Raw genomic sequence first — 11076 nt, 5'->3', positions numbered from 1 at the left:
AAGGCTACCGGGCGTACCGTCGTAGCGCTTGTTCCAGCGAAGGAGAGAAGATTTGGAAACCTTGTATCGTCGGCAAACGAAAGAGATGTCATGTTCCGAACGATAAAGTTTCACAGCATGGATGCGGGTGTGAAGTTCGTGTGGCAGATAACGCTTGATTGGTGTTATAATGGACATGCGATTAAATCTCCTTTTTGTGTTTTTGACCAATTACATCTTAGGGGATTTAATCGCTTTTGTATATAGCCTTCGGTGTCACATCTATTGTATACCTACACTTTGACGGCCGCCGGAAGAAGAAACCTATTGACATGGGCCGGTGCTTTCCGTTATAATACTACGGTATGGTTACTGCGGTAACTGACCTACGTCAAGTGGAGGGGGGGAAACAAATGGCAAACGAAATCAAAGTTGGTAAAAACGAATCGATCGATAGTGCTCTCCGCCGCTTCAAGCGCATGTCCCAGAAAGCTGGTACGCTCGCTGAGGTACGCAAACGTGAACATTACGAGAAACCGAGCGTTCGCCGCAAGAAGAAATCCGAGGCAGCTCGTAAACGCAAATACAGAGGCTGAAACGCCTAGGTATGGAAGCGGCGCCTGCACATGCAGGCGCCGTGTTTTTATGCGCCGCGCAGGGCGCGGCGCGATGAATATGGAGGCAGGCATATGTCTATCAAGGAACAGCTCACAAGAGATATGAAAGAAGCCATGAAGGCGCATGAGAAGGAGCGCCTCACCGTCATCCGCTCGGCGCGCGGCGCCATCCGTCAGGCGGAGATCGACGGCGGTCATACGGAGCTTGACGACGAGGGCGTCATCGGCGTCCTCAGCAAGGAAGTCAAGATGCGCAAGGACTCCATCGAGGAGTTCGAGAAGGGCGGCCGCACGGATCTCGTGGAGAAGACGCAGGCGGAGATCGACGTGCTCATGAAATATTTGCCCGCGCAGCTCTCTGAGGAGGAGGTGCGCGCGCTCGTCGCTGAGGCCGTCGAGAAAACGGGGGCGAAGGAGCCCAAAGACATGGGCAAGGTCATGGGCGCGCTCATGTCGAAGGTCAAGGGCCGCGCGGACGGCAAGCTCGTGAACCAGCTCGTGCGCGCGCAGCTCGCGAAGTGACAGGTTGACAATCTCCTCGCGCGTGACGTAGAATGGATTAGATTGTTTGAAAAAGGGACGGGGCGGTGCTCCCTCCCGGACGCTTGGAATGAGGGTGTGCGAGCAAGATGAATTACCGGCGGATCTTGGTGCTTTTGGCGGCGTGCCTGCTCTGGGCCAGCTCCTGTTTCGCCTCGGATATGAGGTTTGTGGACGCGAACGGCTATACGGGCTATTATGTGGACGCGAGTTCGGTCAGCTACGAGAGCGTAGCGACCTGCGACGCGACGATCGCCGTCATCAAGGCGGACAGGAACCGCATGTTCTGCTACACGATGCATTTCGACCGGGGAAGGGGCGTCTATCAGATCCTCTCCTCGCAGGTGCTGCGCTACGACACGAAGGAGGTTCTCTCCGCGGGCGGCGCAGAGACGGCGGCGCATCCCTACGGCATCTATTCCCCGATGAAGGAGATCGTCGATTTCATCTACGATGACCTGCCGCACGGCGTTCTGCCGCCCGCGGTGAGCGACGAGGCAGCGGCGGGGGATGCAGCATCACTCATTCCCTGATGCTGCGACACAAACTCAACGCACAAACGTCCACTTTGTGGACATTGTGCGCCCGTCCTTACAGTAAATCCAGCCAATCGCGCTGCGCCTGCGGCTTGCGCTCTTGGGGATTTACATAGCAAAAAAAGACCGGATGCAGCGCATCCGGCAGACAGAAAAGCAAGAACAAATAAATAAGTGCTTTTGAGTAGGTCGATTTCTCGACTGGTTTCATTATATAGCCTGAGGGCGTCTTTGTCCAGACTCTTTACAGATATTTTTCAGGAAGTGACGACGCGGATGTCGGCTGCGTTTTCATGGCGACACGGTGCTGTTTCGAGCGGCGGCTGCGGACACGGTTGCACGCGGTATGATCTGCGCCGCATGGAAAGCGGCCATGCGGCTGTGCGCGGCGCTGCAGTTCCTGCAGGGGCCTTGGACGTCAGGGAGGAATCTTTATGGAGGACTTGGGAAAACTCAAGAAACGGACAGCTTGGCTGTCCATTTTTTCCAATACGACACTTGTGATACTAAAGCTCATCGTCGGCCTGTATGTCGGCGCCGTGAGTCTCATCTCCGAGGCGCTGCACTCGGGCACAGATCTCATCGCGGCGCTCATCGCGTTCTGGGCCGTGCATAAGTCCGAGCTGCCGCCGGACAAAGAGCACGACTATGGTCATGGGAAATATGAGAACCTCTCGGCTGCGGTGGAGGCGCTGCTCATCGTCGGCGCGGCCATCGGCATCGTCTACGAGGCGGTGGATAAGTTCCACAGGGCCGAGACGCCGGAGTTCCTCGAGTACGGCATCGTCATCATGGTCATTGCCATCGTTATCAATTTCATCGTCTCGCGCCGCCTCATCCGCGTCGCGAAGCTCACGGGCTCGCAGGCACTCGAGGCGGACGGGCTGCATCTCTCGGCGGACATCTGGACGTCGGTCGGCGTGCTCACGGGCCTCGTGCTCATGCAGCTCACGGGCTGGGCGTGGCTCGACCCGGTCATCGCGATCTTCGTCGCGGGCATCATCTTCCGCGCGGGCTGGCGCATGATCGTCGAGTCGGCGGCGGAGCTCACGGACGCGAGTCTCGCGCCGGAGGAGGAGGAAGCCATCGGCGCAATCTTCGACCATGTGCCGGAGGTCAAGGGCTGGCACTGCCTGCGCACGCGCAAGTCCGGCTCGTACAAGCTGCTGGATGTGCATATCCTCTTCGACGGCAATATGCATCTCTCGCGCGTCCACGCGGTCTGCGACGAGATCGAGCAGGCGATCCGCGCGCAGTTCGGCACGTTCGACGTGCTCATCCACGCGGAGCCGGTGGACGGCCACACGCAGGACACGAAGAAGAGCGTCTATGAGGATGCGCACGACACGCACCCGCTTGTGGATCCATACAAATAATGGCGCGCCCGCGGCAGGATTTTCCAGCGGAAGCGCGAATATAAGCATCATGGTATTTCGATGAATCCCCAGGAGCGCCGGCCGCAAGGTGCAGCGCGCTGGGTAGATTCCGTGAGAGCGGACGCTTGACGTATCGCTCCCTGAAAGCAGAGATAGGAGGAACCTTTCATGCATGGCAAGAAATTCCTGAGTGTGCTCCTGAGCGCTGTCTTTCTCGTCTCGACGATGGGATCGGCCATCGCGGCGACGCCGGAGACGGTGCAGGCGAAGCTCGAGATGGTCGAGAGCGATACCTACGGCCAGCCGCAGACGGGCTCCATCATGGAGCGCATCAACAAGCTCGAGAAGGACTATGACGGCAAGCACCGCACGGGCTCGATGATGGCGCGTACGAATGCCATCTACAGCAGCCTCTACGAGAATGCGGGGGCACCCTCGATCCTTGCGGAGCTCAATGGCATCGAGTGGACGATCCGCCATGAGGTGAGCGCAGAGCCCGTCGAGACGCGCGTCACGGATATGGAGACGGAGGTCAGCGGCAAGACGAGCGAGGGCACGTACAACGCGCGCATCCGCAAGCTCGCGGATTTCGCGTTCGGCGCGAATGCGCTGCCCATCGAGCTCACTACGGTGACGGGCAACACGCTCGTCAAGATCGCGCTCACCGATGAGGTGACGTCGAAGAATGTCAAGAAAGGCGATACTGTACGGTTCCAGGTGGCGGAGGATGTCATCGTGGACGGCCACCTCGTCATCGCGAAGGGCGAGCCGGGAACGGCGGTCGTCGCCAAGGTGCAGCAGGCGCGCAACTTCGGCCGCAATGCGAAGCTCGAGCTCACGGACTATCGGGTGAAGACGATGGACGGCACGCTTGTCGACTGCTACGTCGGCGCGGAGGCGGAGAACGAGATGAAGCAGTACGCGATGGCGGCAGGCGCGAGCCTCGCGGGCATCATCATCCTCGGTCCGATCGGCGTCATCGGCGGCGCGTTCGTCAAGGGCAAGGATATCAATCTGCCGGCCGGCACGGAGATGTTCATCCAGACGAAGGCCGATGCGTCGCTCTACGGTGTCACGACGACGCTGGCCGCGCAATGAGGTGCGTGGGACGGACTTTCCCGGCGATGCTTCGCGTGTAACCGAGAGGATCGGGCGGTGTGCAAGACGTAGGCCCTTTGGCTCGCGTGAGGCGTCAGGATACAGACGGGCGGTTGCAAGGCTTTGGTCAGTGCAGCCGCCCGTTGTTTTTATGAAGCGGCTGCGGGAGAGGCGCTGGGGCGTCTTTTCTCATTGAGCTGCTGCTTGCGGTTGCAACAATCCCCGCGATGTTATAGAATGAACAGAGTATCTTTTTTTGAAGAATGTTCCCGGTGCCGCGCGTGGGCGGGCGCCGCAAGGTGACGGCCTCTGCCGGCGCGGGGATGTCGTTACGCAGCAATAGGAGCGTCATTTAGATATGAAATCGTTGACACACAAACAGGTTTCTCTATGTCTTGGCATGATAGCGGCAGGGCTTTTCCTGCCGGGAACGGTACAAGCGGCTTACCGGGGATCGAGCGACGCGGGCATGAGCCGCCTCGATTTCATCGAGAATCAGCATCGCTTGGAACGGGAGAACCGGCTCTCGGAGGCGGAGCAGAAACTCATCTCTGAGGTGCAGGAGATGCAGAAGCACCTGCGCTACCCTGTGCGGCCGGACCAGCCCGTGCCGGCATCCTTCGAGGGCGACGAGCTCACTTACGATCAGACGACGGGCGAGTTCACAGCAGTCGGCAAGGTGCATGTCGTGCAGATGGACGGCCATTCGTTCGATTCACCGGACAGCGTGCGCGGCAACCTGCAGAAGCAGCAGGTCGAGCTTCCGGGGAAGGCGCATGTCATACAGATCACGCCTGGGCAGTCGCGCGTAGAGCTCGACGGCTACCGCGCGTTCTACCGCTACGGCGCGAAAACGGGCTCGATGGAGAGCGCGAAGGGCAAGGTGGATCATCAGTATGTCTCGGGCAAGCGGTTCGAGTTCTATCCCGACCATATTGTCATCTACGACGGCACAACGACGAAATGCGGCGCGATTCGTCCCGATTATCACCTGAGCGCCGAGCGCATTGAGATCTATCCGAATGACAAGATGATCCTCTACAAGGCGAAATTCTGGGCCAGGGGAGCAGTGCTCTTCGCGCGCGACCGCTACGAGAAGGACCTCACAAAAGAGGAGCCTCTGGATCAGCTGCCGCGCATCGGCTACAGCAAGGATGCGGGCGTCTGGCTCAAGCAGGATCTCTCCCAGCCTGTCGCGAACCGCGTCTGGACGCATGAGCATCTCTATGCGTCTACGAAGCATGGCGGACGGAGCTATGGCGATTTCGATTGGGCGACGAAGAAGGCGGGAACGTTCGCGCTATCCTACGGCTATTACGAGGACAGCGATGAGAACTGGGTGAAGCGCAAGCCGAATCTTGACTGGAACTATGGGCATCCCATCAAGGGGACACCGTTCAGCTACGGCCTGAGCTACCGTGTCGGCCGCTGGGAGAACCAGTCGAACGGTATCGAGAGTACGCATACGGTCTACAGCTTCGGAGTCAGCCGCGCGCCCATCGTGTTCCACCGCTGGTACCTGACGCTCGGCGCTGGCTACTCCATCACGAAGGAAAGCTATGACGACTCGACGGTCAAGGGCCTCACGTTCGACGCAGCGCTGCTCAAGGATTTCGATCAGCGTTGGGCGGCTTATGCGGCATATAGCTACAGCAAGAACAACACGCAGAACTCGCTTTTCGACTTCGATCTTGACGATTACTCGCAGAAGATACAGACTGGACTCAGCTACCGCATTACGGACCGCGACCGCGTGGCGGCAGCGCTCGAGTGGAATGCGCAGGACGGCGAGCTCAATGACCTTGATTATTACTGGTTCCATGATTTCCACTGCACGCAGCTCATCCTGCGCTATCGCTCGAAGCAGGATACCTGGAAGGTGCAGTGGCAGTTCACGCCGTGGTGAGGAGAGAGACGATGGGAAGGGATACTGCTGATCTCGTGAAGCGCCTGGCGGGCCGCCGCATCCTCGTCATCGGGGATATGGTGGCGGATATCTATATCGATGGGCGCATCTCGCGCATCTCGCGCGAGGCGCCCGTGCTCGTACTCGAGCAGGCGGGAGAGAAAATCGTCGCGGGCGGCGCGGCGAATGTCGCGCACAACGCGCAGACGCTCGGCGGCTCTGTCTACGCCGTCGGCCTGCTCGGCGAGGACGCCGCGGCGCAGGGGCTCGCGGACATCCTCGCGGAAAAAGGCGTCCAGACGGCGGGGCTTTTCCGCGACGCCGCGCGGCCGACCATCTCCAAGACGCGCATCATCGCGGGCGGCCGCGCGACGGTCAGCCAGCAGATCGTGCGCCTCGACAAGGAGAGCCACGCGCCGCTGCGCCGCGAGACGGAGCAGGCGATGCTGCGTTATCTCGATGAGATCCTGCCGCAGATGGAGGGCATCGTGCTCTCAGACTACGGCTCAGGCACCATCACGGAGGCGGTCAAGGACAAGCTCATCGGCTACGCCCGCGAGCACGGCCTGCCGAGCATCGTCGACTCGCGCTACGACATCCGGCGGTTCCGCGACATCGGCTATGTCAAGCAGAACGACGCGGAGCTCTCTGCGGCCGTCGGACGGGAGCTGCCGGACGAGGCGGCCCTCATGGCCGCTGGGCGCGAGCTCCTCACGGAGCTCTCTGCGGACGGCGTGCTCGTCACGCGCGGCGAGCAGGGCATGATGCTTTTCTCGCGAGACGGCGCGGTCACGGACATCCCCGTGAGCGATAGGAGCGAGGTCTACGACGTCTCCGGCGCGGGCGATACCTGCGTTGCGACCGTCATCCTCGCCCTCGCTGCGGGCATCGAGGCGCCGGAGGCCGCGCGCCTCAGCAACGTCGCGAGCGGCATCGCCGTGCGCAAGCTCGGCACGGCGACCGTGAGCGCAGCGGAGCTTGTGCGCGCGCTCGACGCGCAGGGCGACGCGGCGGACTGAAGCTGCGGGCTGCCGTGGGCGGCTCGCAGAGGCGCCGCCGCAGGCATTACGAGCACAGACGGAGGAGAAGAAATGCTGATACATCCCGATAAGATTGCATCCTTTTGCGCGACGCTGCGCGAGGCGGGCGCGACCGTCGTCTTCACGAACGGCTGCTTCGACATCCTGCACGCGGGCCATGTGCGCTACCTCGAGCAGGCGAAGTCGTACGGCGATATCCTCGTGCTCGGGCTCAATACCGATGCCTCTGTGCGAGAGAACAAGGGCCCGCGGCGTCCCATCAACAGCGAGCGCGACCGCGCGGCTGTCGTCGGGGCGCTGCGCGCCGTCGACTACGTCGTGCTCTTCGGCGAGAAGACGGCCGAGGCCATCATCGAGAAGGTGCACCCAGACGTCTACGTCAAGGGCGCGGACTACGAGGGAAAGCCCCTGCCCGAGGCGGACGTCGTGCGGCGCTGGGGCGGGCGTGTCGCCTTCGTTCCAATGGTCGCGGGACGCTCGACGACGCATGTCATCGAGAAAATCCAGGAGGGGGCCAGGGAGCCATGAGAAGCATCCTCATCGTCAAGCTCAGCTCGATCGGCGATGTCATTCATGCGCTTCCCGTTTCCTACGCCATCAAGGAAACGTACCCGGAGGCGCATCTCACCTGGGTCGTTGAGCCGCCCGCCTACGACATCGTCGCGATGGACGCGTGCGTCGATGAGATCATCGTCTTTCGGAAAAAGGAATTCCGCTCGCCGGGCGGTTTCCTGCGGGCGTTCGGCCCGCTCAAAGAGAAGCTGCAGGCGCGCCGCTACGATGCCGTGCTCGACCTGCAGGGGCTCTTCAAGTCCGCGGCCATCGCCTATCTCGCTCCCGCGCCGAAGGGGAGAAAATACGGCATGTGGAACATGCGCGAGGGCAGCCAGCTCGTCTCGGCGCCTGTCGTCGGGCCGCACGCGCACGCGCATGTCATCGAGCGCTACCTCGACGTCGCACGCGCCATCGGCTGCGCGGTGCGCGAGGTGCGCATGCCGCTGCGTGTGCCCGAGAGGGCGCAGGGGCGGGCGCAGGCGCTCTTCGCGCAGGCGGGCGCGCGCATGGAAAATCCCTACGTCGCGCTCATCGTGGGCGCGAGCTGGCCGACGAAATGCTGGCCCGCGGAGCATTTCGCCGCGCTCGCGGACTGGCTCTACGAGCAGGGGCGCATCCCCGTGCTCGTTGGCAGCGGCGTCGTCGAGGCGCAGACGGCTGCGCGCATCGAGCGCGCGGCGGAGATCCCGCCCGTCAATCTCGTCGGCCGCATGAGCCTCCAGGAGCTCGCTTTCGTGTTCCAGCGGGCGGCCTGCGTCGTCGGCGGCGATACAGGGCCGACGCACCTCGCCGCGGGGCTCGGCGCGCCGAGCGTCATGCTCATGGGGCCGACCTACCCGCAGCGCACGGGCCTCTACGGCCAGATGGAGAACGTCCTCGTCGCGGATCATCCCTGCTGTGAGTGCATGAAGCGCGCCTGCCCGAAAGGCCTCGACTGCCTCGCGGCCATCGCGCCGGAGCAGGTGGAGAGAAAAATCGGGGCGCTGTTGCGCCTCGCGTGAGCGGGTCGCGTGGAATCCGTACTGTCCACAGGAAAGGAATGTCTCGATGTACCGAACGATCCTCGTCATCAACACCATGCATATCGGCGACCTCATGCTCGTGACGCCGGCGCTGCGGACGCTGCGCGAAAGCTATCCGGAGGCCGAGATCACGCTGCTCACGGACAAGCCGCTCGGCGATCTCGTGCGCTGCAACAGGAACATCGACGAGTGCCTGCTCATCGACAAGCACGGCGCGGACAAAGGCCTGCTCGCGCTCGTGCGTTTCATCCGCCGCATCCGCAGGCGCCATTTCGACCTCGTCATCAACCTGCACCGCAACGAGCGCGCGAGCGCCATCGCGGCCTTTTCCGGCGCGAAGCGCATTGTCGGCTACGCACAGCCCTTTTTCCGCCGCTTTTTCGACCAGGTGCTGCCGAATAACGCCATGGCGGACACGCCGCCGGACCGTGTGAAGCATCAGGTGCTCTGCCACCTCGATGTGCTGCGCGAGGCTGCGGGCGTCACGCGCATCGACGACCGGGGCCTCGAGATGTGGCTGCCGGAGGAGGCCGAGCAGCAGGCGGAGCGCCTCTGGCAGGAGCATATCCTGCGCGGCGAGGGCGGCAGGCGCGATGGGAAAACGCCGCCGCAGGTCGTCGCGTTCAACATCGGCGCGAGCTGGGCGACGAAGCGCTGGCCGGCGGATTATTTCGCCGCCTGCGCCGATGCGCTCCTGCGCGAGGGCTACGACGTGCTCTTCCTCGGCGGGCCGACGGACGTCGCGCTCGTCGCGGGCTGCACCGCCCTCATGGAGGAGCGGCAGAGCCCGCGCCTCCACGTGCTCACGGGCAAGGTCAGCCTCGCCGTGCTCGCGGGGCTTCTCGAGCGCTCGTGCCTCTTCCTCACGACGGACTCCGGCCCCATGCACGTCGGCGTCGCGATGAACGTCCCCATCGTCACGATGTTCGGCGCGAGCCCCGTGCCGACCTTCTACCCCTACGACGCGAAGGACATCCTCATCAAGACGCCGGAGCCCTGCCACCCCTGCGGTATCCACGACTGCCCGAAAAAGGGCGTGGCGCACATGGCCTGCATGAAGCACATCCCCGTCGCCGTCGTCATGCGCTACGTGCACGAGCTTTTGGCGGCGTACGGCGGCCGCCCTGCGCGCGAGCTGCCGCGCAGCGGCGCGGGCAGCCATGCCTGCCGGATCGTAGAGCTTTAAGGAAGCACTGATTAATTCAGCACTCCGTCTTCACGCGTCTGCGCTGTCCTCTCGTCGTCGACAAACCTCAGCGTAGCTTCGGCTACGCCTGCGGTTTGTCTCCTAGAGAGATACAGCGCATCCGCGTAAATCCGGAGTACTTCATTTAATCAGCGCTTCCTTAAGGATCCGGCGCTTCCTGGAGAAAACCTGAGAGATAGTTAGAAATGCTGAGGTGAAGAGATGGACAAGGAGCAACTCTATTCATTCGTCGCTGAGACGACGCAGAAATGCAACATCCTCGTCGTCGGCGACGTCATGCTCGACAAGTATTACTACGGCGAGGTCACGCGCATCTCGCCGGAGGCGCCGGTTCCCGTCACGCATGTGCTCTCGACGAAGGAGACGCTCGGCGGCGCGGCGAACGTCGCGCACAACCTCGCGCTGCTCGGCTGCCAGACGAGCCTCGCGGGGTTCGTCGGCGAGGACTACCACTGCCAGAGCCTCGAGGAACGGCTCACGGCGCGCGCCATTGATTTCCGCGGGCTCGTGCATACGAACCAGCCGACGACGACGAAGCTGCGCGTCATCGGCGGGCATCAGCAGATGCTGCGGCTCGACTTCGAGGAGATCGACCCGCCAGCGCCCGTCTATCGCGAGCGCCTGCAGAATTACATCGAGCAGAAGCTCAACGAGAGCCTCGACGCGCTCATCATCTCGGACTACGGCAAGGGCGCCTGCACGCAGCAGTCGTGTCAGGCGATCATCAACGCGGCGCACGCGCACGGCGTGCCCGTCATCATCGACCCCAAGGGGAGCAACTGGACGAAGTATGAGCACGCGGACTACATCACGCCGAACCTCAAGGAGATCAACGAGGTGCTCCTCGAGCCCATCCGCAACAAGGACGAGGCCGTCGAGCGCGCGGCGCACTACGTCATGCGGAAGTATAAGATCAAAAACGTCATCGCCACGCGCTCGGAGGCGGGCCTTTCCCTCGTGCAGGAGGGAAAGACGACGCATATCCCGACGCGCGCGCAGGAGGTCTTCGACGTCTCCGGCGCCGGCGATACGGTCATCGCTGTCTTTGCGGCGGGACTCGCGGGCGGGCTTTCGAGCGGCGCGAGCGCGTTCCTCGCGAACCTCGCCGCGAGCGTCGTCGTCGCGAAGCTCGGCACCTACGCCGTGAGCCGTCCGGAGTTGCTCACAGCGCTGCGCGGCCTGGAGGAAAGCGAGGGCTGA

Annotated in this window: 12 protein-coding genes and 1 pseudogene; 11 read left to right on the top strand and 2 right to left on the bottom strand. The window is 62.5% G+C overall.

Going from position 1 to position 11076, the window contains the following annotated elements; all coding sequences use genetic code 11:
- Nucleotides 1–177 (bottom strand): annotated as a pseudogene (locus F599_RS16050) (IS481 family transposase); the annotation flags it as partial.
- A 215-nt stretch (nt 178–392) separates the two neighbouring features.
- Between F599_RS16050 and rpsU the strand changes: the two are divergent.
- The 3 genes from rpsU (at nt 393) to F599_RS13955 (ending at nt 1669) form a co-directional block, all read left to right on the top strand.
- On the top strand, nt 393–575 hold the full coding sequence (gene rpsU / locus F599_RS0107940) for a 30S ribosomal protein S21 (RefSeq protein WP_005841552.1): 183 nt from the start codon (nt 393–395) through the stop codon (nt 573–575).
- Between the two features lie 93 nt (nt 576–668).
- Nucleotides 669–1118, top strand: coding sequence for a GatB/YqeY domain-containing protein (locus F599_RS0107935; RefSeq protein WP_019542996.1), 450 nt, complete (start codon nt 669–671; stop codon nt 1116–1118).
- 107 nt (nt 1119–1225) lie between these two features.
- Nucleotides 1226–1669, top strand: a complete 444-nt coding sequence (locus F599_RS13955) for a hypothetical protein (RefSeq protein WP_019542995.1) — start codon at nt 1226–1228, stop codon at nt 1667–1669.
- A gap of 58 nt (nt 1670–1727) precedes the next feature.
- On the opposite strand, the gene F599_RS15550 is transcribed toward F599_RS13955, so the two are convergent.
- A complete protein-coding gene (locus F599_RS15550) occupies nt 1728–1883 on the bottom strand; it encodes a hypothetical protein (RefSeq protein WP_020700541.1) in 156 nt (51 codons plus the stop codon).
- Between the two features lie 223 nt (nt 1884–2106).
- On the opposite strand from F599_RS15550, the gene F599_RS0107920 reads away from it, so the two are divergent.
- The 8 genes from F599_RS0107920 to rfaE1 all read left to right on the top strand — a co-directional run bounded on the left by F599_RS0107920 (nt 2107) and on the right by rfaE1 (nt 11076).
- Nucleotides 2107–3048, top strand: a complete 942-nt coding sequence (locus F599_RS0107920) for a cation diffusion facilitator family transporter (RefSeq protein ID WP_019542994.1) — start codon at nt 2107–2109, stop codon at nt 3046–3048.
- A gap of 168 nt (nt 3049–3216) precedes the next feature.
- Nucleotides 3217–4146: a hypothetical protein gene (locus tag F599_RS0107915; protein ID WP_019542993.1), complete on the top strand. Its 930-nt coding sequence runs from the start codon at nt 3217–3219 to the stop codon at nt 4144–4146.
- Nucleotides 4147–4504: 358 nt separating this feature from the next.
- Nucleotides 4505–6052: an organic solvent tolerance protein OstA gene (locus tag F599_RS0107910; RefSeq protein ID WP_071592858.1), complete on the top strand. Its 1548-nt coding sequence runs from the start codon at nt 4505–4507 to the stop codon at nt 6050–6052.
- Between the two features lie 11 nt (nt 6053–6063).
- Nucleotides 6064–7071 carry a bifunctional heptose 7-phosphate kinase/heptose 1-phosphate adenyltransferase gene (locus F599_RS0107905; protein ID WP_019542991.1) on the top strand — a complete coding sequence of 336 codons (1008 nt, stop codon included), beginning with the start codon at nt 6064–6066 and terminating at the stop codon, nt 7069–7071.
- Between the two features lie 72 nt (nt 7072–7143).
- Nucleotides 7144–7620, top strand: a complete 477-nt coding sequence (gene rfaE2, locus F599_RS0107900; RefSeq protein WP_019542990.1) for a D-glycero-beta-D-manno-heptose 1-phosphate adenylyltransferase — start codon at nt 7144–7146, stop codon at nt 7618–7620.
- Nucleotides 7617–8648, top strand: a complete 1032-nt coding sequence (waaC, locus tag F599_RS0107895; protein ID WP_019542989.1) for a lipopolysaccharide heptosyltransferase I — start codon at nt 7617–7619, stop codon at nt 8646–8648. Before rfaE2 ends, waaC begins: the two co-directional genes overlap by 4 nt.
- Before the next feature lie 46 nt (nt 8649–8694).
- Entirely contained in the window at nt 8695–9855 is a 1161-nt protein-coding gene (locus F599_RS0107890) for a glycosyltransferase family 9 protein (RefSeq protein ID WP_019542988.1), read from the top strand.
- A gap of 222 nt (nt 9856–10077) precedes the next feature.
- Entirely contained in the window at nt 10078–11076 is a 999-nt protein-coding gene (gene rfaE1 / locus F599_RS0107885) for a D-glycero-beta-D-manno-heptose-7-phosphate kinase (RefSeq protein ID WP_019542987.1), read from the top strand.

Origin of the sequence: Selenomonas bovis DSM 23594, from assembly GCF_000381005.1 — a bacterium.
Taxonomy (GTDB): Bacteria; Bacillota; Negativicutes; order Selenomonadales; family Selenomonadaceae; genus Selenomonas_C; species Selenomonas_C bovis.
The sequence above is the reverse complement of the archived record's forward strand: the minus strand, read 5'-3'. Positions and strand labels throughout refer to the sequence as shown.

Bases quoted from the DNA above. Each gene is read 5' to 3' on its own strand.
- rfaE1 (WP_019542987.1), top strand. From the start codon at position 10,078: ATGGACAAGGAGCAACTCTATTCATTCGTCGCTGAGACGACGCAGAAA.
- F599_RS0107905 (WP_019542991.1), top strand. From the start codon at position 6,064: ATGGGAAGGGATACTGCTGATCTCGTGAAGCGCCTGGCGGGCCGCCGC.
- rfaE2 (WP_019542990.1), top strand. From the start codon at position 7,144: ATGCTGATACATCCCGATAAGATTGCATCCTTTTGCGCGACGCTGCGC.
- F599_RS13955 (WP_019542995.1), top strand. From the start codon at position 1,226: ATGAATTACCGGCGGATCTTGGTGCTTTTGGCGGCGTGCCTGCTCTGG.
- F599_RS0107890 (WP_019542988.1), top strand. From the start codon at position 8,695: ATGTACCGAACGATCCTCGTCATCAACACCATGCATATCGGCGACCTC.
- F599_RS0107935 (WP_019542996.1), top strand. From the start codon at position 669: ATGTCTATCAAGGAACAGCTCACAAGAGATATGAAAGAAGCCATGAAG.
- F599_RS0107910 (WP_071592858.1), top strand. From the start codon at position 4,505: ATGAAATCGTTGACACACAAACAGGTTTCTCTATGTCTTGGCATGATA.
- waaC (WP_019542989.1), top strand. From the start codon at position 7,617: ATGAGAAGCATCCTCATCGTCAAGCTCAGCTCGATCGGCGATGTCATT.
- F599_RS0107915 (WP_019542993.1), top strand. From the start codon at position 3,217: ATGCATGGCAAGAAATTCCTGAGTGTGCTCCTGAGCGCTGTCTTTCTC.
- rpsU (WP_005841552.1), top strand. From the start codon at position 393: ATGGCAAACGAAATCAAAGTTGGTAAAAACGAATCGATCGATAGTGCT.
- F599_RS0107920 (WP_019542994.1), top strand. From the start codon at position 2,107: ATGGAGGACTTGGGAAAACTCAAGAAACGGACAGCTTGGCTGTCCATT.
- F599_RS15550 (WP_020700541.1), bottom strand. From the start codon at position 1,883: ATGAAACCAGTCGAGAAATCGACCTACTCAAAAGCACTTATTTATTTG.